Genomic DNA, 22,738 nt, shown 5'->3' with positions numbered 1-22,738 from the left:
CTGTTTCATTCAGAAATATGTTCTGGAATACTCTGCTACAAATGGCAGGGTATTTTTATATTCAATCCAAGTGCTTTAATGTGTCTTGTTGCGGATATAATAAACGAAGAACAACTTAATTGGAGGTCCTTCCATGAAAATAACAATTGAATGGACATACAGAGCGAAAAATGGAGAAGAAACTATTTTCCGTTCAGATGAAATACCACCGGCGCTTGCTCTGCATATTGCTGAGGATTTAGAAAAAACAGGGCGTGCCAAAAATATTACATTTATCGACCAACACGATAGTTCGTGGATGGCAAAAGAACTGAAGAAATATATTAAGGAAATTGAAACCGAACCTCATAATGTAACGGTGTATTTTGATGGTGGTTTTGATATAGGTACAAACTATTCTGGGTTCGGCTGTGTCATTTATTTTGAACAGAACGGAAAATTTTATCGATTAAGACGAAACGCTGCAGCTTCAGGACTAACATCGAATAATGAATCGGAATATGGAGCGCTTAACTTTAGTATAGTTGAACTCGATTTATTAGATGTTCATCACCAAACTGTGCGTTTCATCGGGGATTCCCAAGTGGTCATTAATCAAATGAGTGGTGAATGGCCTGCTTATGAGAAGGATTTAGCGGCATGGGCTGATCGAATCGATGCGAAGTTAGCCGAGATGGGTATTAAAGCTGAGTTTGAATTAGTCCCTAGAAAAGACAATGCTGAAGCAGACAAACTAGCGACACAAGCACTACAAGGTATTGATATTTCAGGGAAAGTGGAGTTAGTTGACGGGAAACCAGGACGAGATTAAAGGTTAATACGCCTAATAGCGCGGTCAAGTGGCAACACATTTGATCGTGCTTTTTATTGTTGTTTGAACGTTAAAATGCGAACGCTCATATATGCGAATCAACTATTCATAATCCAACGAAAAGGGCTCATATGCATGAAGTTTCTTATTAAACAATTCAACATGCTCATAAGCAGCTACTTTTTTTACCAACTTTAGGTTTTTTAATAATGACACCTTCCCCCCCAAAAAGCTATCCTACAAAAATATAAATATTTTCTAAAAAGAGTTCTAAATTATTAGATATTAGAATAAATAGAGAAGGGAAGCTATTATTCTGTCTAGTTAATAGAATGGGGGAGTTTATGGATGGAAATAACAATTGAAAAAAGAATCGGTATACCAAGCTTATTAACTAAAGTAAAAACTGCCGAAGAAGCAGCTGCTTTAATTCATGATGGCGATATTGTCGGAATGAGTGGTTTTACACGTGCAGGGGATGCAAAGGTTGTCCCTTTAGCACTTGCTGAGCGAGCGAAAAATGAAAATATTAAAATTGATGTTTACACAGGTGCGTCTTTAGGACCTGAAGTTGACCAAAGATTAGCTGAAGTCGGCGCAATTCGTAAACGTGTTCCCTATCAAGGAGACCCAGTGATTCGTAATTTAATCAATAAAGGTGAAATCCTATATGTAGATGCTCATCTTTCTCATAATGCGGAATTAGTTCGTCAAGGCATTATCGGACCTATTGATTTCGCCATTATTGAAGCAACGGCGATTACAGAAGATGGCCTAATCATACCGACAACTTCTGTTGGGAACTCGCCAATTTATGCAAAATATGCGAAAAATATTATTGTTGAATTGAACGTTGCCCATTCAGACACTTTAGTAGGTGTACATGATATCTTCATTCCTGAAGAGCAAGGTGATCGTCAACCAATACAATTACTAAAAGCGAAAGATCGTATTGGTGAAATTGGTATTCGTGTAGAACCTGAGAAAATTCAAGCCATTGTCGTTTCGGATCAAACAGATGCGCCTTCTTTAATTGTAGCGCCAGATGATGAAACACAAACAATGGCCAATCACTTACTTGATTTCCTTCGTGGTGAAATTAAAGCGGGTCGCTTAACAAACAAGCTTGCTCCAATTCAGTCAGGTGTAGGCTCTGTTGCCAACGCTGTGTTAGAAGGATTTAAAGAATCAGAATTTGAAGATTTAGAGGTCTTCTCAGAGGTATTGCAGGATGCGGTATTTAACTTAATTGACGCTGGAAAAGTATCATTTGCATCTTGTACGTCGATTACAATTTCAGAAGAATTGCAAAAGAAAGTTTATGGCAATATTGAAAAGTATGCAGATAAAATCGTCTTACGCCCACAAGAAATATCTAACCATCCAGAAGTCATCCGTCGCTTAGGATTAATCGCCATTAACGCAGCGCTTGAAGTTGATATTTATGGAAATGTGAACTCAACTCATGTATCTGGAACGCGTATGATGAATGGGATCGGTGGGTCAGGTGATTTTACACGAAACTCACGCATTAGTATTTTCGTAACGAAATCCTATGCAAAAGGTGGAACAATTTCATCGATCGTGCCAATGGTTCCACACCATGACCATACTGAGCATGATGTACATGTAATTGTGACAGAGCAAGGGGTTGCAGACTTACGTGGATTAGCACCAAAAGAACGTGTACCGTTAATCATCGAAAACTGTGTACACCCGGACTACAAACAACAGTTATGGGATTATTATAACGAAGCTGTAGAATTAACGGGTGGTCACCATACTCCTCACAACTTAGAAAAAGCGCTTTCATGGCATGTAAACCTAGCGAAAAACGGCACAATGAAGGCTGAATAATTAGTGAAATAAGCTGTACAACAAATGGTGTTATCCTAGTTGTACAGTTTTTCATTTTTGAAGTAAAGCTGGAACTTTTGTGCAGTTGAAAGACTTAATTTAATAATTTTAGGATACTTTTCATACAAGCATCTTTATAGTATTGATGAAGTCCCTCCTCATTACTTGTTAACCATTGAATTAATGAACCGTCAATTATTGCCCTCATCATTTTTGCAGTTGTTAAAGAGTCCAACTCTTCATTAAATACACCTTCTCTTATGCCTAATTCAACGATTTCTTGTCCAATATTCCAACAATTCTCATAAAAGTTCAGGTTTATTTTTTTATACTCTTCATTTCCGTTGGCTTGAGCTAAAAAGTCTAAATAGACGCTGTAAAACTTCTTATTTTTTGGGGGTGAAATAAAAACGGCATCTAAGTACGCTTTCAGTTTATCAATAGCATTTTGATGTTGATTTACCGCTTCTATTTCATAACTATAAATTTGGTTAGTAATAGATTCCAGTAATTCTGATAATATGTTTTGCTTGCTTTTAAAATAGTAGTGAACAACTCCTTTTGATACGTTGGCATAATCCGCAATATCCTGAAGTGTGACGTTATCGTAACCTAAAGTTGAGACAGCGTTATATGCTGCTTTCATTATTTGTTTCTTTCGTTCTTCCTCTTTTTTCTTCATCTTAACCTCCGAATGACTTAATACAAACAATTATAGGATTAATGAAAGTATAGCAAAAATATTTTGACCGGTCAGAATAATTTTGATACCCTTAAACTGTAAACTTAATTAGGGGTGGAATAATTGGTAGAGAATTTCAAAGCATTAGTTGTAGATAATAGAGAAGAATTTACTGTGGAAGTGAAAAATCTAAGTTTAAAAGATTTACCAGATGGGGAAGTATTGATTAAAGTTGCGTATTCTTCCATTAATTATAAGGATAGTCTTGCTGCTATTCCGAATGGAAACATAGTAAAAAATTATCCTTTTGTACCTGGAATAGATTTAGCAGGGATTGTGATTTCTTCAAAGGACCCACGATTTAAGGAAGGGGATGAAGTCATCGCAACAAGTTATGAGATTGGTGTTTCCCACTTTGGTGGTTTTAGTGAATATGCACGCATTCCAGCTGAATGGATTGTTCCGCTACCAAAAGGACTTACGTTAAAAGAAGCGATGGTAATTGGGACAGCAGGGTTTACTGCAGCATTGTCTGTTCAACGACTAGAAGAAAATAATGTTTCAAAAGAAAAGGGAAAAGTGCTTGTGACAGGTGCAACAGGTGGCGTTGGTAGCTTCGCTGTTTCAATTCTGTCTACACTTGGCTATCAAGTTGAAGCAAGTACTGGGAAAGAATCTGAACAAGAATACTTGCAAAAACTAGGTGCCACTTCAATTGTTTCACGAGATGAAGTATATGATGGGAAAATTAGAGCGTTAGGGAAACAAAAATGGGCAGCAGCCGTTGATCCAGTAGGTGGCGAACCTTTAGCAGCACTATTAAGTCAAATTCAATACGGCGGTTCAGTTGCAGTCAGCGGACTAACAGCAGGGACAAAGCTCCCAACAACAGTCTTTCCGTTTATCTTACGAGGGGTAAACTTATTAGGAATTGATTCGGTTTATTGCCCAATGGAAACACGATTAAAAGTGTGGAGCCGTCTAGCAACTGATTTTAAACCAGCTAACTTAGAAGCATTGATTCAACTAGAAGTAACGTTGGAGCAACTTCCAGAATTTTTACCAACTCTTTTAAAAGGTCAAGCAAGAGGTAGAATACTTGTGAAATTATCATAATAGAGTGTCGAGAAGTTCATTTCGCTTCATGTAATAGCTCTTAAAAGTTAAGTGTGTGAATAAAAAAACTGCTTTTTAGTGAGACTAATTCTCTCAGAAAGCAGTTTTTCTATGTAAAAATTCAGTTTTCTGAAACTTTTGTCTCTTTGAAACGTTAAATATATAGAGGGAATTTTTGGGTACTCTACAAAAATAAATACATAAGACTTAAGTTGGGTGAAAAAAGGAGGGAAGTTGAAGGGATCCATCGTACATATTTTAATTTACACATTAAGTTTTTTGATATTAGGTTGTAATTTAAATAGGATGGATAAGTGAAGCGTGTTCAATGGTAACTATTGACTGAGGTGAAGACATGAAAATAGTACTTGCAGGTGGTTCCGGGTTTATAGGGAAGAAGTTAACAGACCTTTTAATTACAAAAGGGCATGAAGTAGTGATTTTGACAAGGAAGAAACTGGTACCAATGTACAATGAAACATATGTTACTTGGTTAAAAGAAGGGGCTAAACCTGAGGAAGAATTAGATAATGTTGATGTTTTTATTAATTTAGCTGGTGTTTCCATTAACGCAGGAAGGTGGTCTCATCACCACCAAAAACAAATTTATGAGAGTCGAATGAAAGCTACCACTGAGTTATTAAGAATCATAAAGGTGTTAAAATACAAGCCGTCCACTCTAATTAATGCAAGTGCAATTGGGATTTACCCGAGTTCACTTGATACGACATATACGGAAGATTCACAGGCAACGGCAAATGACTTTTTAGGGAAGACTGTTAGGGATTGGGAGGCTACGGCAAAAAGGGCAGAAACAATTGGAGTGCGGACAGTCTTCATGCGATTTGGTGTAATTCTCGGCAATGAAGGTGGGGCTCTTCCTCTCATGACGATGCCGTATGAATTTTTCATCGGTGGAACAGTTGGAACGGGAAAACAATGGGTATCATGGGTTCACGTGACGGATGTGGTACAGGCGATACTCTTTGCCATTGAAAATGATCACTTAAATGGACCAATTAACGTTACAGCACCCACTCCGATTAGAATGAGGGATTTCGGAAAAACAGTTGCCCACGTATTAAAAAGACCTCATTGGATACCTGTCCCATCGTTTGCAATGAAATTGGTACTTGGTCAAAAAAGTAAACTTGTATTAGAAGGGCAACGTGTTGTGCCAAAAGTATTAATCGAAGAGAAATTTGATTTTCAATTTCCAACCCTACACAAAGCATTGGAGGATCTTCTAAAGTGAATTTAATGTGAAGGAGGGAAGAGCTATTTCACTTCCCTTAACCCCTTCCCATGATGAATATCTTGGATACCTTCTTCGCAAACCCCGTAAGACCGCCACGTACAAGTTTCACAGACATGTTGAATATCAGAAGGGGAGACGTGAGTTTTTATTCGAGATTCAATCTCTTCCCAAGTAAGAATGTGTCCGATTGTAAGTTCCATTTTCTCTAATATCGCTGCATCTCTATCATAAATATTAGCGTTTTGGCAGTGATATTCACCTGAGTTAGGATACTTTTCACACAACTGATCCGGCCCTTCCACAATCTTAATCCAAGTTTTCGGATTGTCTCTCAACATTTGATGTAAACGGGTCATATTTTCCACATATTCTTTGGAATAGCCCATTCCACGATAACCTAGTAAGCAAAATAGATGGTGGCCTCGTAGTTTAATCATCATAATTATTCCCCCAACAGAAACTAATTTTGTGCATTTTCGTTAACTCAAAACTGTTTCAAGTTAACTCATTGGAATCATTATAGCATAACGGATTTTCGGTAGGGTTTAACAATTAAAAAAGTTCGATCCCAAGTAAAATGGAACCGAACTTTATCTATTATTTTAAGAAAGTATTTTCAATATCATCTAGCATTAAGTTAGCAGCTTTTACACCACCAGCTGTGTTCCAAATCACATCGTCAACTTTGTGAACTTCACCTTTTTTGGCTACTTCAAGGTTATTGAAGATTGGATCTTTCAGCCATTCTTCTTCAAGTTTTGTCGCTTCATTGTCACCAGTTTCGTAAGTGAAGTAGAAGAGAATATCCCCATCCATTAGAGGAATTTGTTCTTTTGTTGCGCCTTTAATGGCAAACTCATCTACATCTTGACTTTCCGGTCTAGCAAAACCTAACTCTTCTAAAATAACACCAGAGAAGGAATCTTTTTGATAAATACGCACATCTCCAGCCATAAAGCGAACCATTGAAACTTTTTTCGTTAATTGATCCCCAAGTTGTTCTTTTAAATCTGCAACTCGGTTCTCATATGTAGCAAGAACTTCTTTACCTTCTTCAGTTTTATTAACAGCTTTTGCATATAATTCAAAGTTAATTTTCCAGTCACCACGTAAATCTTCTGCAAAAACAGTTGGGGCAATTGCACTTAATTGCTCATAAATGTCTTCTTGTCGCATTTTATTTCCTATGATTAAGTCTGGTTGTAGGGCAGCAATAGCTTCAAGGTTTACTTCACTTTCTAAACCTACCACTTCAACACCTTCCATTTCAGAAGCAATGTGATCATACCAAGGGTCACCAGTCCAAGATTGAACAGCTCCTACAGGTTTTACGCCAAGCGCTAATAGAGCCTCAGTACCTTCATTTGTAAGAATAACTACTTTCTCAGGTGTTTTTTCAATAGTTGTTGAGCCCATTGCATGTTCGACAGTATAACTAGTACTTTCTGTATTAGAAGTTTCTTTGTTCTCTGTAGTACTAGTTGATTCTTCCTTTCCGCCACATGCAGCTAAAAAGATCACTAACATTAAAGTAAGTAATGTTAGAAATGGTTGAAATTTTTTCATTGTTTTATCTCCTTTTTGTTAATGATAATCATTTTCAATTGCAAATGTATAACAAGTTGGGTAATAAAGTCAATAACAAAATTTATTATATTTTATATAATTTTTTGTATACAAATGAAAATGATTCTCAAAGTCATTGACATCATATGTCTATTTTTATAATCTAATAACTAGCTCATATTTTTTTCGGAGTAGGAAAGGTTTTTAACATGTTATTAAAAAATAATAGACAAAAAGTACTCGGACTTTTCATGCTAATTCTTTTATTAGCATTCTTCATCTGTATAAGTATTGTTTATGGTTATACAGATACTTCATGGAAAGTGGCGTGGGATGCTTTTCAACAAAATAATGGTTCAAATGAACATCTTGTCATTGAAACAGTAAGATTACCTAGGGCACTCATTGCGGCAGCGGTTGGTAGTAGCCTTGCCATCGCAGGTGTTCTAATGCAGACACTTACGAAAAATCCGCTTGCATCTCCAGATATTTTTGGTGTAAACGCAGGTGCAAGTTTTGCAGTTGTTATTGGTGTTACTCTATTTTCAATGGGGAATTTCCAAGCTATTGCATGGATTGCTTTTCTAGGAGCTGCCATTGCCACGATTGGTGTATATGCAATCGGTTCTTTTGGAAGAGAAGGGCTTACACCGATGACCATTACATTAGCTGGAGCTGCTGTTACGGCTTTGTTTTCTTCATTTACACAAGGAATTCTTGTGTTAAATGAGTCTGCACTTGAGCAAGTGTTGTTCTGGTTAGCAGGATCTGTACAGGGAAGAAAACTTGATATCTTAACCTCAGTTTTACCCTACTTAGTCGTTGGTTGGATAGGAGCACTACTATTTGCTTCTAAAATGAATGTGCTATCAATGGGGGAAGACGTTGCAAAGGGATTAGGACTTCGAACAGGCTATATAAAAATTATTCTTGGTATAATAATTATTCTTCTTTCCGGTGGTGCAGTAGCCGTTGCAGGGCCAATTGGATTTATCGGTATTGTCATTCCACATATAACACGTTGGGTGGTAGGAATAGACCATCGATGGATTATCCCGTACGCTGGGTTACTCGGTAGCATCTTACTACTAATTGCTGACGTATTAGCACGGTATATCATTATGCCTCAGGAAGTTCCTGTCGGTGTCATGACTGCGATTATCGGTACTCCTTTCTTTATTTACATTGCAAGAAGGGGGTTCAACGGAAAATGAGTCAAAATAAAAATATAAGATGGTTTAAAGGGAAAGTTTCCTTTCTTTTAGATACAAAAGCAATAAAAGTTTTTATGATTTTACTATTAATTACAGCGCTTGTTTTAATCATTAGTACAGCTTTAGGGGATATGAATATAAGCCCACTCTCAGTAATCAAAGTATTTTTCGGTGGAGGAACGACAATGGAACAGCTCGTCGTTACGTCCTTCCGTCTACCAAGAATACTTGTTGCTCTTTTAGTAGGGATCTCCCTTGCAATTGCAGGTGGTATTTTACAAGGAATGATTCGAAATCCTTTAGCGTCTCCTGATAATTTAGGTCTTACAGGTGGGGCAGCAGTAGCTGTTGTTGGGTTTTTAGCCTTCTTCAGTGATGATAAAAATGCCTTGACAGTGAGTATTAAATGGATGCCACTCGCTGCTTTTCTTGGCGCTGCAATTATTGGGATTCTAATTTACTTACTTGCATGGAAAAATGGTGTGTCTCCAATTAGACTTGTATTGATTGGGATTGGAATTTCAGCACTAATGGATGCTTTTAAAACACTTATGATGATTTTGGGGCCGATCTATCGCGCTAGCCAGGCAAATATTTGGATTACAGGAACGGTTCACGGTTCTACATGGGGAAATGTAAGCATTTTATTACCATTGACAATAGTTCTCGTAACCATTGCAATGATACTTGCTCGAAAAATGAATATTCAAGAACTTGGTGACGATGTGGCAACAAGCGTCGGCGTACATGTTGGTAGACAGCGTTTTTCCTTGATGATGGTTGCGACGGCTTTGGTTGGTATTTCTGTTGCATTTGCAGGTGGTATTGGGTTTGTAGGCTTAATGGCTCCACATATGGCTAGAAAACTTGTTGGTTCATCTTATGGTGCATTATTACCTGTATCCGCTCTAATCGGTGGAATATTGGTCATGGTCGCTGATTTAATTGGAAGAACATTATTTTCGCCGTTAGAAATTCCAGCTGGTGTGTTTACATCAGCAATCGGTGCACCTTACTTTATTTACTTATTATTTGAAACAAGAAAATCATAAAAATGTTAAATAGAATGGAGGTTTAAAATATCGTGCATGCAATTGAAACAAAGGATTTGACCCTTTCATATGGCGATAGCATTATAATAGATCAATTAAATATCGAAATTCCTAAAGGGGAAATTACCATTTTTATCGGAGGAAATGGTTGTGGAAAATCGACGTTACTCAGATCCATTGCACGTTTATTAAAGCCAAAATTGGGTGCTGTTTTATTAGAGGGGAAAGCAATTTCAAAAATGTCTACAAAAGAAGTGGCAAAACAAATGGCGATTCTCCCACAATCACCGAACGCACCAGAAGGACTTACGGTTTTACAGTTAGTGAAGCAAGGACGTTTTCCATATCAAAGTCTACTAAAACAGTGGACGGAAGAAGATGAACAAAAGGTAAACGATGCACTTATAGCAACAGGTATTGAAGATTTAAAGGATCGTCCAGTTGATTCATTATCTGGTGGGCAACGACAAAGAGCGTGGATTGCCATGACTCTAGCTCAAGACACAGATATTATTTTACTGGATGAACCGACAACATATCTCGATATGACGCATCAGATTGAAATTTTGGATCTTTTATTTGAACTGAATGAGAAAGAAAATCGAACAATAGTCATGGTGCTTCACGATTTGAATTTAGCTTGTCGCTATGCCCATAATATCGTCGCAATCAAAAATAGATGCATTTTCTCCCAGGGAAAACCAGAGAATGTGGTGACAAGAGATTTAGTGAAATGTGTATTTGAAATGGAATGTGAAATTTCCAAGGATCCACTTTTTGGTACACCACTTTGTATCCCGTATGGAAGAGGGAGAAACATTCATAAGCAAGCGGTGGGTGTCAATGCTTAACGTGTTAACGAATCAAGAAATTGAACAACTAAAACAGTTTCGGTTTACAACAGAACAAAAGCCTTCAGCGTTATCGATTTCATTAGATGAGTTATTAAATGAACAAAAGTTGTTGGGCTATTTGGAACAAGTGCAAGCTAAAATTGGGTCTCCTAACTTGAAAGTAGCAGCTTCTATTTTCATGAAAAGATATTCATTTTTAGCTGTCATTTATTTTTATGGCATTAGCATGTGGAATAAAAAGCTTGATATTTCATTCCAGAATGTTTGCCTTCAATCTGTTGAAGCGGATCAATGGCTTCCACAATTTTATTTTCATCATTTACACACTGAACTGGCAAATGAAAATCGAGAGGCTCTTTTAGAAAAATGGATTCAGTTTTTCTTCTCAGAAAATGCAACGGTCCTAATCTCTAACTTATCAAAAGTGACAAAGCAATCTGAATTAATACTTTGGGAAAATCTTGCAATTTATTTGTTTTGGTTGTATGAATCCGTATTGGTGAAGATTGAGAACGAAGAATTACGTACTCGCGCAAAAGAAGATTTTCAATTAATTGTAAATGGGTCAGCAGGTTTGCTATTTGGAAATGACCAGGAGAATCCAATTAAAAGATTTTATTGTGATAAAAGATGTTTAGCCGATACGCAAGAAGAGGTTCGAGTTAGAAAGACTTGTTGTTTTTCATACCTACTAGATGGGGGATGCAAAACGTGTAAGACATGTCCAAGAACATGTTGTGTGAGAGGTAAAGTGTGATCCTTTCATAATTAGGGACGATATTGTCACAAATAAGGGCGATAACTTCACAATTAGGGACGATATTGTCACAAATAAGGTTGATAACTTCACAATGAAGGCACAAATAACACATTATAACCGTTAACTCCTAAACAAGCCCCAATATAAGGGGCTTGTTTAATTACAATTCCTTCACAACTGTCCCTGAAAACTCATCATGGGGTAATATACTGCCATCTTGTCCTTCAAATTCTGTTCGATTTTTTAAATATAAAAAACTACCAATTGTATCGCGATGGGCTATACGTTTTAAAATTTGCCCTGTTGTTGGAACAGAACCTTTTTTATTTTCTAAGACTAGTCCTATTGTTTTATAACCAATTGTTTGTCCGTTATTACGTAACTGCGCGAGCTCTAGTCCCCACATGACAGTTGTTGGGGTTACAAGGTTATGAAACGCTTCATTTTTAATTTTCTTACGTAAAAAATACTCCACACTTAATGTGACCACTGTTGAAATCGCTGCATCAATTAAGAAAGCCTTCGTTCGTTTTTTCATTATGGGTTTCATTTAAATTGCCTCCTCCTCTTCACTCATTCAATACTTACGGATTAAATATCATTTAGTTTCGCTCTTAATCACAAAAAATGTATGTGTTTTAGATAGATGGTTACATTGTTTTTACAAAGATAAATTTTTGATTCATCTACTTAGAGAGTACTTTTTAATCTTATAAGAATCGAGGTTTTGCTGTGAAAGTAGCAGGCATTCAAATGGAATTAGTTTCTGGACAGTTAGACCGGAATAAAGTAAAAGGGCAGAAGCTAGTCTTAAAAGCCATTCGAAAAGGCGCACAATTGGTAGTGTTACCGGAATTGTGGTCGAGTGGCTACCATGTAAATAAGCCAACCATTATTAAGCTCCAACAAAAAACGAAAGAAATTGTAGAAGAATTTTGTGAGATTGCAAGAAAATACGGTGTTGTTCTTGTAGTCCCTTTTATCGATAAAGAAGTGGAGCAACTTTATATTGCTGCGGCGGTTATTGAAACAAATGGTGAAATCGTGCATGTTTATCGTAAATCTTTTCTTTGGCATCATGAGCAGCAGAAATTTGCGTTTGGTGAACGAGATTACGTCCCTGTTCAAACTACTGTTGGGAAGATTGGGATCGTAATTTGTTATGATATTGAATTTCCTGAAACAAGTAGGATTCTTGCTCTTAGAGGGGCTGAATTGATTATTATCCCAAGTTACTGGAGCTTACAATCTGAAAAAAGATGGGATATCCAACTTCCAGCAAGGGCAGTGGACAATACGGTGTTTGTATTAGGGGTCAATAGTATAGGTGAAAAAAGTTTTGGGAAATCAAAACTAATTAATCCTAAAGGGGCAATACTCTACGAATGCTCTCGATTAAAAGAGGACATTTTGTTATATGATATTGATTTGAATCAAATTCAAGCTGCCCGCGCCAAAATACCTTATTTACGCGACTTTGATTATTCCTTAGTTCCGGGATTAGTACCCGTAGATCTCAGTAGAGAGTAGTAACAAAACAACTACTCTCTATGTTTCAATCTTATTTAGTAAAACGTATTGTAAATAGCACAAATGTTAGGCTACCTAGTAATAATGGAGTAAAAAATATAGACAGAATCTTTTCATCAAATAATGGTGCATCCAATACGAAAAGGATGAGCAATGTTTGTATGACTGCTACTAGAATTCCTCCCGCAAAAAAATAACCCAATTGAAGTTGTCCAAATAGCTTTAAAACTATAAATTTCAAGCCGTAATACAGAGGTAAAGTAAATAAAATATAGATTGGTAAACCATAAAATAGGATGGCTCCAACAAGATCAAGTGGAACTGTTTGTTTCATTAAAATCATCCAGGAAATGAGTATAGCCCCAATCCCCACGATTAAAGAAAAAATACTAATGAATAAATTGTATTTGGGTTTCAACGACTTCACTCCAATCTCCATCATCCCTTAATTTTATTAAACAGATTTATTAAACATTACGGAATACCTTACATCTATGAAATAAAAATGTTCATCTTGTCTGATTAAAAAGCATGGTATGATATACCTATTAAAGTAAGTTGCTGAACTAAGATGAGGAAATGGAGAGCTCATGATGGACGTATTTCGAAAAGTTGGGAAAGAAATAGGGACGGTTGGTGGCGGAATCTTGGTGGCTCCGTTAAACTTGCACAGAAAAGCAGTAGGAACAAAGTGGAAGGGAACAGGAGAATGGATGGAAGAGGGCGGTGATAGTGTGCAGGTAGCTTCTAAAATCGCGTTAAACAATGCAGGGCAGTTTTTAGATGGAACGTTTCAAGGTACATAAGGCATGATTAAGAAAGATGACTATTATAAAGAAAAGGGAATGAATAACTTAAAAGATTCTACCACAAATACTGTAAAAGGCATCTTTGTACATGGGATTTCAAAAGGGAACTCTTCCAATAGACATGAACCGAGAAACCAACACAAAAGTTTCTCGGTTCATCTTCGTTCATCCCCCTATAACGCTGATCCTGCACTGCCTTTTAATAACTTCTCTGAAATCACCAAGACAATTAAAATCAACAAGATTTGCAATACCCCATATGCACAAGCTGTTCCAAAGTCAAATGCATATAGTTTCTGGAAAATGGCAACCGATAATGGCATAGTTGATGTATTATAAATTAAAATGGATGCAACGAATTCTCCGATACTTTGAACAAAAGCGAGTAATGTCCCAGCTAAGACCCCCGTAAATGTTAGAGGTAACACAATTTTTCTAAAGCTATACCACCACGAGGCCCCTAAACTTCTTGCCGCTTCTTCTATTGATTGATCTAACTGCATTAAGGAAGCTGAAGTTGAACGGAAGACGAGAGGCAAATGCCGGATGAAATAAGCGAGCGGTAATATCCAAAATGTCCCGATCAACACTTGGTTAAAGGCGAAAATGTTTTCTGTACTGAAAGCTGCAATAATATTAACTGCCACAACCGTCCCAGGCAATGCCCACGGAACCATAATCAAAATATCTAGAAGGGTTTTACCTTTAAAATTCAGTCTTACCATTGCATAAGCCGCTGCAACCCCAAACAAAATATTCCCAATCGTAGCCACAAATCCCATTTGTAAGGAGTTCCAGATAGGTCGCCATGTTTTTTCGTCTGTAAACAACGCAATATAATGATCGAATGTATATTCTGGAGGCAGCACTTGGATGGTCCATGTGCCGTCTACCGAAAATGAAATCAACACGAGTACCAAGATAGGCAAAATTAATATGAGTGTCCCGATAAATGAACCAATGACCGCCATTATTTTCAAAGGCTTCGACGAAACTTCGGATCTATGAACGCTAATACCTTTACTCAGATTTTGATAGTTTCGTCGATTTTGATACCATCGCATAATTATTAAAAACGTAACCGACACAATGGATAAAATGGTTGATTGGGTAGCTGCCATCTCAAGGTTTCCATTTGTCCGTGATAAATAAATTTGCATCGTCATCGTTCTCTCGACACCAAACATGAGTGGGGCAGTATAGGAGGCCATTGATACCATGAAAACTAGCAGGGATGCAGCCACGATTGAAGGAGTTAACATCGGTAAAATAACTTTGGACCAAACTCGAATTCGACTAGCACCTAAACTAGTCGCTGCTTCTTCAAGAGAAGGGTCTAACCCTTTTATGGCAGCAGAAGCGGTCAAATAAAAGTACGTGTACATTGTAAAGGTATGTACAACGATGACACCCCATATTCCTTTTAAGGCAAAAGGTGTTTGCTTCAAGTCTAATAGATGCTGAATTCCCCTCGGAATAATTCCACTATCTCCGTATAAAAACGTAAAGGAGAGTACGCCCACTAATGGAGGAAGCGCCATTGGAACTAAAACAAGCACAGACAGCAAACGTCTCCCTGGAAATTCGTATCGCTCGAGTAAAAACGCCATTGTTACCCCAACTAAGGCACATGTGAAGACACTAATCACGGAAATATAGACACTAGTCCAAAGAGCCTCTAAGTTCGCAGGGCTCGCTAAACTGAAAAACTTCTGATAGTTTAACAGGGTATTTTCACCGTTAAAGCTTTGAAGAAATGTTTGATAAAATGGATACACAACATAAGCAAATAAAATGAGAAATAAGGGCGAAATCAATAAATAGATAAAATAAGGAGACTGCGTGAGACGAGACCATCCGCTTTCATTTGATGAAATTTCTCGTTTCAATTGTATTCAACCTCCTATTCTCCAAGGAAATAAAGGCCTTCCGGTGGGATATTTAGGACAATCTCATCACCAATTTGTTTGAGTGGACTTCCATCATTTAAAATCATCGCCTTCAAAGTGGCGCTTGGCATGTTCACAATGTATTGGACACTTAATCCGGTAAATTCGACAAAGGAAATGATCCCAGATAAATCATTTTCTCCTGGTCCTTGTTGAATGGATTCAGGTCGAATGGAAACATAAACGGTTTCACCAATTTTAAGTTTAATAAGGGGGGAAATGTTTTCTCTTTTCCCACGTAGTGTCCATCCATCACAAGTTGTCACAATTAAGTCCTCTGAAGAAACTTCATCAATTGTTGCTTCCAAGAGATTGGTTTCACCAATGAAGTTCGAAACGAATCGGTTGATGGGGCGATTATAAATTTCTTGTGGAGTTCCGACTTGTTGCACATGCCCACGGTCCATCACCATAATACGGTCCGACATCGCCATCGCTTCCGTTTGATCGTGCGTCACATAAATGGTTGTAACACCAAGCTCTGATTGGATGCGCTTAATTTCAACACGTGTTTCCTCGCGTAACTTGGCATCTAAATTCGATAAAGGTTCATCTAACAATAAAATATCCGGTTCAATGACAAGCGCTCTTGCTAATGCGACCCGTTGTTGTTGCCCGCCTGATAGTTCATTTATTTTGCGATTTCCGTAAGGTCCTAAATGAACAATCTCTCGAATACGATCCACTTTTTTACGGATGACGGTAGTGGGCATTTTTCTTACCTTTAATCCGAACGCAATATTTTCATCGACCGTCATATGAGGGAACAGGGCATAATTTTGAAAAACCATCCCAATATTTCGTTTGTTTGGCTGTAAACCGGTTACGTTAGCGTCGTCAAAATAGATTTTGCCTGTAGTAGGATAATAAAATCCTGCAATCATACGGAGGGTCGTCGTTTTTCCACAACCACTAGGTCCAAGAAAGGTAAAAAACTCGCCGGGTTGGATCATTAAATTTAAATCATTTATCGTTTCGACTTTACCAAAAGATTTTGTCACATGTTCCAATCGAACACTTTTCACGCATAAGCTCCTTTCTATTGACGTTCGAAGAAGAGTAGCAATTCTTTTAGAAAGAGGGTGTGACGACAGTTTTGTCACACCCTAAACGAACTATATGAAAGTAAAAGAGGGATGGCGGTTATTTTGCACGACCTTTAATATTTGTGTCCCAGTATTCCATCCATTCTGCTTCTTGCGCAGACATGACTTCCCAATCAATATCAAACGTCGTTAAATTCAGTTCTTTATACCAATCTGGCATTGCGTTTAAATCAATGTCCGTACGAGTTGGAATTTGATAGTATTCATTAGCTAGTTCAGTAACAAGCCCTTGTTCAAATAAAAATTCTGTGAAAAGCTCTGCGTTTTTAAGGTTTGGAGCATTGTTGACGACTGCTACACCATCAACTAAAATTGGTGCACCACTCTTTGGATAAATATAGTCAAATGGATAGTCTGTTGTATGTTTCTTCAGTAAAATATCTTGTAAATTCCACAATGAAACCGTACCTTCTTGACGAGTTAGTTTTAAGTAAAGTTGATTCGGATCTTGTGTATATTCTTTTGTGTTCGCATCAAGTTTCATTAGCCAGTCATAACCTTTTTCAGGTGTATCCGCACCTTGTCGAACAATCATCGAAGAGTAAATTGTACGCATTGTACCAGAAGCTAATACTCCACGAATGAGGATTTGATCTTTCCATTTCGGGTCGAGGAGGTCATCCCAATCTTGTGGACCCGTTTCTTTTGTTAACACATCGCTATTAATCATAATGACTTCAGGTAAAAGCATTTCCCCAAACCAACGACCCTCAGCATCTTTATGTTCGTTATTGATGGCGTTTGCGAAACTTGGCTCCCAAGAATGAAGTAAATCTTCATTTGCCCCTACAATGAGTGCAGATTGTGTTCCACCCCACCAGAAATCACCTTGAGGATTCGCTTTTTCAGCGCGGAGACGTTCCAAAATTTGTTGTGCGCCCATTGTTAAGTATTCTACTTCAATGTCTGGATACTTTTCATTAAACCTTTCAATGACCCCTTGCACAAGCCCTTCATCACGCCCTGTGTAAATGACTAGTTTTCCAGAAGGGGATTCTTCCGTTGTTGCTTCCTCTTCGGTTGTAGTGGTTTCAGTTGAAGTTGTTCCTTCCTCCGATGGATTCGTTTCATCTTTTGAGTCATTCCCATTACATGCAGCAAGAACGAGTAAAACAAAGGCAAATAAAAGACCAAATAGCCAATGCTTTTTCTTCAAGTCACAAAACCTCCTATTCATAATGAACGTACTACTTCGATTAACTTGGGGAAAATTTCAAGTACAACAAAATGAGGGCGGATGAGACATTATAATATTTCAATTTTGTTTTTATTACACATTTCGATTTTTTTCGTTGAAGGGTTTTGATGGTTAGTGCGGACAAAGGAAGTACGAAAAAAGTGGTCGACTGAACAATTCAGCGGACCACTTTTTTCATTGCAATACTGATTTTAAGGTTGGGGGCAAAATTAATAAGGGTTGTTAAGCCATTACCAATACAAATTAATTGTAAATTATTAGAATGATATAAACAAATATGTATATATCATAATTTTAATCTATAAATGAGATGATTTAAAATGACTCTTCATCCTATTAACATGTTAAAATATCAATTACTATATGATGGAAATGGCATTTTTGTTTTTTTACGGGGTTGTAATTGAAAGGGGTTTTTATGATGGATTTACTGTTAGTTGTTTTACCTGCGTTCATTATTTTTAGTATAGGGTATATAGGGCAAAAAAAACTCAAATTAAATATAAAATCAATTTCAACTATGTCCCTTTATTTAATGTTACCTTTTCTAACTTTTGAAACCTTTTATACGAATAAGTTAAACATTGAACATTTCTATATGTTCTTATTAAGCATCACACTTACAATAGTACTCGTATGTATTACTTTAGTTTATGGGAAAATAATCAAGGCGGATAAATCGCATATGTCCGTAATGTTATTAGGGAATATCTTTCCGAATAGTGGGAATTACGGAACGCCGGTAGCCTTATTTGCTTTTGGGGCGGTGGCATTTGATTATGCCATTATTATCATGGTCATCCAAGCGCTATTGATCAACACTGTAGGTATTTTTATTGCCTCCTATGGTAGCGAAAAACCAACGACAATTAAAGAAGCACTAAAGAAAGTAGTTAAAATGCCGGTATTATATGGTGTAACACTAGGGATATTATTTCAACTGATAAATATTCAGTTACCGCCAACGATCATTGATGGACTTGGATTACTTGGATCAGCTGCAATTCCTACTGTCATGTTGCTTTTGGGGATGCAACTAGCCGAGATTCAATCCCAGAAATTTGAAATAAAGTATTTAAGCCCGGTTATCGTAGTCCGAATGATTGCATCTCCTTTAATTGCGGCTTTATTAGTTAGCTTTATGCCAGTAAATGACATGATTAAAAATGTATTTGTCTTATTAGCAGCAATGCCTGTCGCAGCAAATACGACTATGCTAGCTGTCCAATTTAATACGAAGCCTAATTTACTTTCGTTTATCACACTCATTACAACAGTTATTAGTTTAATATCGATTCCTCTCACACTCTATTTTTTAGGTTAATAGATATAGGCATTTCGAAAACTTTTCACAAAACACCTATTAATTTCTAAATCATTTTGATTAGTGGTGGAGAAAAATCACTATTTCATATATTATTTAAATATATCTTATTTAGGCGTGGTTCGTTTTAGCGGCGTAACTTAAAGCGCTATTAACTATCAGGGATATCCTGCAAATATAAATGATAGGTGGAACAAACATGAATTACCGAGTTTTATTATATTATCATTACACAACAATTGAAGATCCAACCCAATTTGCTTCGGAGCATTTAGAAGCATGCAAAGCAATGAACTTAAAGGGTCGTATATTAGTTGCTACAGAAGGAATCAACGGAACGGTCTCAGGTACAATTGAAGATACGAATGCTTATATGGACTTGATGAGAAATAATCCATTATTCGAAGGAATTGTTTTTAAAATAGATGAAGCAGAAGGGCATGCATTTAAAAAAATGAAAGTGCGTCCACGTCCGGAGCTTGTCAATTTAAGTCTAGAGGATGACATTAATCCCCATGAAATAACAGGTCGTTATTTATCACCTGCTGAATTTATGGAAGAAATGCAGCGTGAAGATACAGTTGTGCTTGATGTACGAAATACGTATGAATATGATGTGGGTCACTTCCGTGGGGCGATTCGTCCAGAAGTGGAAACATTCCGTGACACACCAAAATGGGTTCGCGAAAACAAAGATTTATTTGAAGGAAAACGTGTTCTAACATACTGTACAGGTGGGATTCGTTGCGAAAAATTCTCTGGTTGGTTAAAACGTGAAGGAATTGGGGAAGACGTTGGCCAATTACATGGTGGAATTGCCACTTACAGTAAAGATCCAGTAGCAAAAGGGCAACATTGGGACGGCAAAATGTACGTATTTGATGAGCGCATCACAGTGCCAATTAATCAAGTGGAGCACGTTGTTGTCGGAAAAGACCATTATGATGGCACACCATGTGAACGCTACATTAAATGTTCAAATCCTGATTGCAACAAACATATTCTAGCTTCAGAAGAAAATGAAGCAAAGCATTTAGGTGGATGCTCAATAGAATGTACGAAACATCCTCGCAATCGATATGTGGAGAAACATAATTTACCAGAAGACCAAGTGCGCGCGACAATTGCTGAACTTGAAAAGGTATGGCAAGGTGCTACAAATTAAGAGTAACAAAGACTTGTTGTGATTGATGTCACAGCAAGTTTTTTTGTGTTTTAGCTAATAGGCAGGTTGCTCATAATGGGGAAAGATTGGTCATAACCAGGAAAAAGGGGTTATTCATTAACCGCATCTACTCACTCAAAAATGTCCCATATCCTTATAAATTATAAGTAATTATATTATGTTAACTCAGAAACCCCTCTCAAAACCTCTACCTTTCGTTAAAATAATCTCGAAAGTTTGCTACAATAGAAGAACGCAAAACAAGGAAATGAGGATTTTTTATGTTTAAGACATTAGGTGTGCTAGCTCATGTTGATGCGGGAAAGACAACATTTTCGGAGCAGCTCCTTTTTCATACACAAAGTATTCGGGAACGTGGGCGAGTTGACCATCAGGATGCGTATCTTGATAACCATTCGATTGAACGTCAGCGCGGCATTACCATTTTTGCAGAGCAAGGTAGAATTCAATTTAAGGGAGATACCTATACGTTAGTTGATACACCTGGTCACGTCGATTTTTCCCCAGAAATGGAACGTGCAATTAGTGTAATGGACTATGCAATTATCATCATCAGCGCGGTTGAAGGAATACAAGGTCATACTGAGACGGTTTGGCATCTTCTCCGACAATACAATGTCCCAACTTTTATTTTTATTAATAAGATTGATCGGGAAGGGGCAGATGTCGAAGGGGTAATGCAGTCTTTAAAAAGGGAATTTTCCGAAGATATGTTGCTCCTTGATGCCCCGATTTCGGAAGATTCCATTCCTGAAACCGTGCTTGAATGGATTGCTGAACGGGATGAATTCCTCTTTGATCAGTACATGGCGGGGAATATTGAACCAGTTGCATTTTTACAGACATTACGCACATTAATTAACCAACAACAAGCTTATGTTTGTGCGAAAGGCGCTGCTTTAAAAGATATCGGCGTGATTGAATTTTTCGAACAGCTTAGTATTCTAACACAAACTCATTATGATGACGAATTACACTTTAAAGGTAAAGTCTTTAAAATTCGACATGATGAACAACAGCAACGCATTACCTTCATAAAAGCACTTCAAGGGACTTTAACGGTGCGGGATGAATTCAAGTTTGGCGATTCGACAGAAAAAGTAACAGAAGTACGTCTCTACAACGGGAATCGTTTCGAAACAGTCCAACAAATTCATGCGGGAGACATTTTTGCTGTGAAAGGGCTCACACAAGCAAAGATTGGTGACATATTAGGAAACGAAATCGAGTCAGCATCAAACTTTGAACTTGTCCCAACACTTCAAGCAAAAGTTGTGTATGAAGGAAATGAACACATTAAAGAAATATTACGGTACTTCCGAATGCTAGAGGCAGAAGAGCCAACGTTGCGTGTGGTGTGGAGTGAAAAATTCCAAGAAATTAATGTGCATATCATGGGCGTTATTCAATTAGAAGTTTTAGTGGAAGTAGCGAAAGAGCGTTTCAACATCGATGTACAATTTGAAGATCCTAAAATTTTATATATGGAAACGATCAAATCCTCAGTTATTGGTTACGGTCATTTTGAACCGCTTAAACATTATGCGGAAGTCCATTTAAAACTTGAGCCAAATGAACGTGGAGCGGGAATAGAATTTATTAATCAATGTCATGCAGATGATTTATCAGTAGGTCACCAACGACTCATTGAAAAACATCTATTTGAACGCGATCACCATGGATTACTTACAGGGTATCCGGTTACCGATCTTCGAGTTACACTTCTAACAGGTCGTGCCCACAATAAGCATACTGAAGGTGGGGACTTCCGTGAAGCGACATTCCGTGCATTACGACAAGGACTTGAACAAGCAGAAAACGTTCTTCTTGAACCTTATTATAGTTTTAAAATGAAAGCTTCGAACGAACATATCGGCCGTATGATGACGGATATTCAACAAGCAAGCGGCACCTTTGATCTACCAATCATGACAGAAGACCAGGTCATCATTAAAGGGATAGCCCCGGTATCAACATTTATGAATTACAGCACCGTGTTTGCTGCTTATACAAATGGGAAAGGGGCATTATCGCTTACTTTTAGTGGATATGATTTGTGCCACAATGCTGAAGCCATTATTGAACAAATTGGCTATGATAAAAATGCCGATCCCGAATATACTTCTTCCAGTATTTTCTGTGCCAAAGGAAAGGGCTACAGTGTACCATGGGATGAAGCGAAAGACGCCATGCATTGTTTAAAATAATATGAAGGGACCTTCTGAGATTTTTTTAGAAGGTTCTTTTCATTGTATTGGTTTTTACTGAGAATATGTTGGGGGATTTAGATGAAGACGGATATGGCTTTTCGAATGAAGAGGAAGTGTCTTCATAGGGTAGATGAAGACCGATTTGGCTTTTCGAATAAAGAAAAAGTGTCTTCATAAGGCATATGAAGACCCGTTTGACTTTTCTAAAGTAGAGAAAGTGTCTTCATAAGCTGGATGAAGGGGGATTTCAATAATG

21 protein-coding genes are annotated in these 22,738 nt (G+C 37.4%); 13 read left to right on the top strand and 8 right to left on the bottom strand.

What is annotated here, in order from left to right; all coding sequences use genetic code 11:
• The first annotated feature begins 133 nt into the window (after positions 1-133).
• The gene (locus JOD29_RS08765; RefSeq protein WP_124764244.1) at positions 134-811 is read left to right on the top strand and encodes a reverse transcriptase-like protein; all 678 of its coding nucleotides are present in this window, start codon (positions 134-136) and stop codon (positions 809-811) included.
• Positions 812-1,159: 348 nt separating this feature from the next.
• Entirely contained in the window at positions 1,160-2,668 is a 1,509-nt protein-coding gene (locus JOD29_RS08760) for an acetyl-CoA hydrolase/transferase family protein (protein ID WP_124764243.1), read from the top strand.
• A gap of 94 nt (positions 2,669-2,762) precedes the next feature.
• On the opposite strand, the gene JOD29_RS08755 is transcribed toward JOD29_RS08760, so the two are convergent.
• Positions 2,763-3,350, bottom strand: a complete 588-nt coding sequence (locus tag JOD29_RS08755; RefSeq protein ID WP_124764242.1) for a TetR/AcrR family transcriptional regulator — start codon at positions 3,348-3,350, stop codon at positions 2,763-2,765.
• A gap of 123 nt (positions 3,351-3,473) precedes the next feature.
• Between JOD29_RS08755 and JOD29_RS08750 the strand changes: the two genes are divergently transcribed.
• Together JOD29_RS08750 and JOD29_RS08745 are read left to right on the top strand one after the other, a co-directional pair.
• Positions 3,474-4,466, top strand: a complete 993-nt coding sequence (locus JOD29_RS08750) for an NADPH:quinone oxidoreductase family protein (RefSeq protein ID WP_124764241.1) — start codon at positions 3,474-3,476, stop codon at positions 4,464-4,466.
• A gap of 355 nt (positions 4,467-4,821) precedes the next feature.
• On the top strand, positions 4,822-5,721 hold the full coding sequence (locus JOD29_RS08745; protein ID WP_124764240.1) for a TIGR01777 family oxidoreductase: 900 nt from the start codon (positions 4,822-4,824) through the stop codon (positions 5,719-5,721).
• A gap of 23 nt (positions 5,722-5,744) precedes the next feature.
• On the opposite strand, the gene JOD29_RS08740 is transcribed toward JOD29_RS08745, so the two are convergent.
• The gene (locus tag JOD29_RS08740; RefSeq protein ID WP_124764318.1) at positions 5,745-6,161 is read right to left on the bottom strand and encodes a DUF1284 domain-containing protein; all 417 of its coding nucleotides are present in this window, start codon (positions 6,159-6,161) and stop codon (positions 5,745-5,747) included.
• Positions 6,162-6,321: 160 nt separating this feature from the next.
• On the bottom strand, positions 6,322-7,290 hold the full coding sequence (locus tag JOD29_RS08735) for an ABC transporter substrate-binding protein (RefSeq protein ID WP_124764239.1): 969 nt from the start codon (positions 7,288-7,290) through the stop codon (positions 6,322-6,324).
• 209 nt (positions 7,291-7,499) lie between these two features.
• On the opposite strand from JOD29_RS08735, the gene JOD29_RS08730 reads away from it, so the two are divergent.
• The 4 genes from JOD29_RS08730 to JOD29_RS08715 are packed head-to-tail and all read left to right on the top strand — an operon-like array spanning position 7,500 to position 11,167.
• A complete protein-coding gene (locus JOD29_RS08730) occupies positions 7,500-8,504 on the top strand; it encodes a FecCD family ABC transporter permease (RefSeq protein ID WP_124764238.1) in 1,005 nt (334 codons plus the stop codon).
• Positions 8,501-9,556: a FecCD family ABC transporter permease gene (locus tag JOD29_RS08725; RefSeq protein ID WP_124764237.1), complete on the top strand. Its 1,056-nt coding sequence runs from the start codon at positions 8,501-8,503 to the stop codon at positions 9,554-9,556. The genes JOD29_RS08730 and JOD29_RS08725 overlap by 4 nt, the downstream gene beginning before the upstream one ends.
• 32 nt (positions 9,557-9,588) lie before the next feature.
• Positions 9,589-10,407, top strand: a complete 819-nt coding sequence (locus JOD29_RS08720; protein ID WP_124764236.1) for an ABC transporter ATP-binding protein — start codon at positions 9,589-9,591, stop codon at positions 10,405-10,407.
• On the top strand, positions 10,400-11,167 hold the full coding sequence (locus JOD29_RS08715) for an IucA/IucC family C-terminal-domain containing protein (protein ID WP_158610544.1): 768 nt from the start codon (positions 10,400-10,402) through the stop codon (positions 11,165-11,167). Before JOD29_RS08720 ends, JOD29_RS08715 begins: the two co-directional genes overlap by 8 nt.
• A gap of 163 nt (positions 11,168-11,330) precedes the next feature.
• On the opposite strand, the gene JOD29_RS08710 is transcribed toward JOD29_RS08715, so the two are convergent.
• Positions 11,331-11,720, bottom strand: a complete 390-nt coding sequence (locus tag JOD29_RS08710) for an RDD family protein (RefSeq protein WP_124764234.1) — start codon at positions 11,718-11,720, stop codon at positions 11,331-11,333.
• A 182-nt stretch (positions 11,721-11,902) separates the two neighbouring features.
• Here JOD29_RS08710 and JOD29_RS08705 point away from each other — a divergent pair, with 182 nt between their 5' ends.
• Entirely contained in the window at positions 11,903-12,700 is a 798-nt protein-coding gene (locus JOD29_RS08705; RefSeq protein WP_124764233.1) for a nitrilase-related carbon-nitrogen hydrolase, read from the top strand.
• Positions 12,701-12,731: 31 nt separating this feature from the next.
• On the opposite strand, the gene JOD29_RS08700 is transcribed toward JOD29_RS08705, so the two are convergent.
• Positions 12,732-13,034: a hypothetical protein gene (locus JOD29_RS08700; protein ID WP_124764232.1), complete on the bottom strand. Its 303-nt coding sequence runs from the start codon at positions 13,032-13,034 to the stop codon at positions 12,732-12,734.
• 259 nt (positions 13,035-13,293) lie between these two features.
• Here JOD29_RS08700 and JOD29_RS08695 point away from each other — a divergent pair, with 259 nt between their 5' ends.
• A complete protein-coding gene (locus JOD29_RS08695) occupies positions 13,294-13,506 on the top strand; it encodes a hypothetical protein (RefSeq protein ID WP_124764231.1) in 213 nt (70 codons plus the stop codon).
• A gap of 176 nt (positions 13,507-13,682) precedes the next feature.
• Here the strand turns inward: JOD29_RS08695 and JOD29_RS08690 are convergent, their stop codons facing one another.
• The 3 genes from JOD29_RS08690 to JOD29_RS08680 all read right to left on the bottom strand — a co-directional run bounded on the left by JOD29_RS08690 (position 13,683) and on the right by JOD29_RS08680 (position 17,720).
• The gene (locus JOD29_RS08690; protein ID WP_124764230.1) at positions 13,683-15,398 is read right to left on the bottom strand and encodes an ABC transporter permease; all 1,716 of its coding nucleotides are present in this window, start codon (positions 15,396-15,398) and stop codon (positions 13,683-13,685) included.
• Between the two features lie 14 nt (positions 15,399-15,412).
• Positions 15,413-16,483 (bottom strand): ABC transporter ATP-binding protein, encoded by a 1,071-nt coding sequence (locus tag JOD29_RS08685; protein ID WP_124764229.1) that lies wholly within the window; start codon positions 16,481-16,483, stop codon positions 15,413-15,415.
• Positions 16,484-16,601: 118 nt separating this feature from the next.
• Entirely contained in the window at positions 16,602-17,720 is a 1,119-nt protein-coding gene (locus JOD29_RS08680; RefSeq protein ID WP_239585639.1) for an extracellular solute-binding protein, read from the bottom strand.
• A gap of 463 nt (positions 17,721-18,183) precedes the next feature.
• Here JOD29_RS08680 and JOD29_RS08675 point away from each other — a divergent pair, with 463 nt between their 5' ends.
• From JOD29_RS08675 to JOD29_RS08665, 3 genes are all read left to right on the top strand, one after another.
• Positions 18,184-19,086, top strand: a complete 903-nt coding sequence (locus JOD29_RS08675) for an AEC family transporter (protein ID WP_124764227.1) — start codon at positions 18,184-18,186, stop codon at positions 19,084-19,086.
• A gap of 199 nt (positions 19,087-19,285) precedes the next feature.
• Positions 19,286-20,251: an oxygen-dependent tRNA uridine(34) hydroxylase TrhO gene (trhO, locus tag JOD29_RS08670; protein ID WP_124764226.1), complete on the top strand. Its 966-nt coding sequence runs from the start codon at positions 19,286-19,288 to the stop codon at positions 20,249-20,251.
• Between the two features lie 281 nt (positions 20,252-20,532).
• Positions 20,533-22,479, top strand: coding sequence for an elongation factor G (locus JOD29_RS08665; RefSeq protein ID WP_124764225.1), 1,947 nt, complete (start codon positions 20,533-20,535; stop codon positions 22,477-22,479).
• The last annotated feature ends 259 nt before the right edge of the window (positions 22,480-22,738 follow it).

Source organism: Lysinibacillus composti, from assembly GCF_016908465.1.
GTDB classification, from domain to species: Bacteria; Bacillota; Bacilli; order Bacillales_A; family Planococcaceae; genus Ureibacillus; species Ureibacillus composti_A.
This window is presented reverse-complemented; position numbering and strand designations above follow the sequence as displayed.

Bases quoted from the DNA above. Each gene is read 5' to 3' on its own strand.
- JOD29_RS08765 (WP_124764244.1), top strand. From the start codon at position 134: ATGAAAATAACAATTGAATGGACATACAGAGCGAAAAATGGAGAAGAA.
- JOD29_RS08760 (WP_124764243.1), top strand. From the start codon at position 1,160: ATGGAAATAACAATTGAAAAAAGAATCGGTATACCAAGCTTATTAACT.
- JOD29_RS08755 (WP_124764242.1), bottom strand. From the start codon at position 3,350: ATGAAGAAAAAAGAGGAAGAACGAAAGAAACAAATAATGAAAGCAGCA.
- JOD29_RS08745 (WP_124764240.1), top strand. From the start codon at position 4,822: ATGAAAATAGTACTTGCAGGTGGTTCCGGGTTTATAGGGAAGAAGTTA.
- JOD29_RS08740 (WP_124764318.1), bottom strand. From the start codon at position 6,161: ATGATTAAACTACGAGGCCACCATCTATTTTGCTTACTAGGTTATCGT.
- JOD29_RS08735 (WP_124764239.1), bottom strand. From the start codon at position 7,290: ATGAAAAAATTTCAACCATTTCTAACATTACTTACTTTAATGTTAGTG.
- JOD29_RS08730 (WP_124764238.1), top strand. From the start codon at position 7,500: ATGTTATTAAAAAATAATAGACAAAAAGTACTCGGACTTTTCATGCTA.
- JOD29_RS08725 (WP_124764237.1), top strand. From the start codon at position 8,501: ATGAGTCAAAATAAAAATATAAGATGGTTTAAAGGGAAAGTTTCCTTT.
- JOD29_RS08715 (WP_158610544.1), top strand. From the start codon at position 10,400: ATGCTTAACGTGTTAACGAATCAAGAAATTGAACAACTAAAACAGTTT.
- JOD29_RS08710 (WP_124764234.1), bottom strand. From the start codon at position 11,720: ATGAAACCCATAATGAAAAAACGAACGAAGGCTTTCTTAATTGATGCA.
- JOD29_RS08700 (WP_124764232.1), bottom strand. From the start codon at position 13,034: ATGAAACAAACAGTTCCACTTGATCTTGTTGGAGCCATCCTATTTTAT.
- JOD29_RS08695 (WP_124764231.1), top strand. From the start codon at position 13,294: ATGGACGTATTTCGAAAAGTTGGGAAAGAAATAGGGACGGTTGGTGGC.
- JOD29_RS08675 (WP_124764227.1), top strand. From the start codon at position 18,184: ATGGATTTACTGTTAGTTGTTTTACCTGCGTTCATTATTTTTAGTATA.
- trhO (WP_124764226.1), top strand. From the start codon at position 19,286: ATGAATTACCGAGTTTTATTATATTATCATTACACAACAATTGAAGAT.
- JOD29_RS08665 (WP_124764225.1), top strand. From the start codon at position 20,533: ATGTTTAAGACATTAGGTGTGCTAGCTCATGTTGATGCGGGAAAGACA.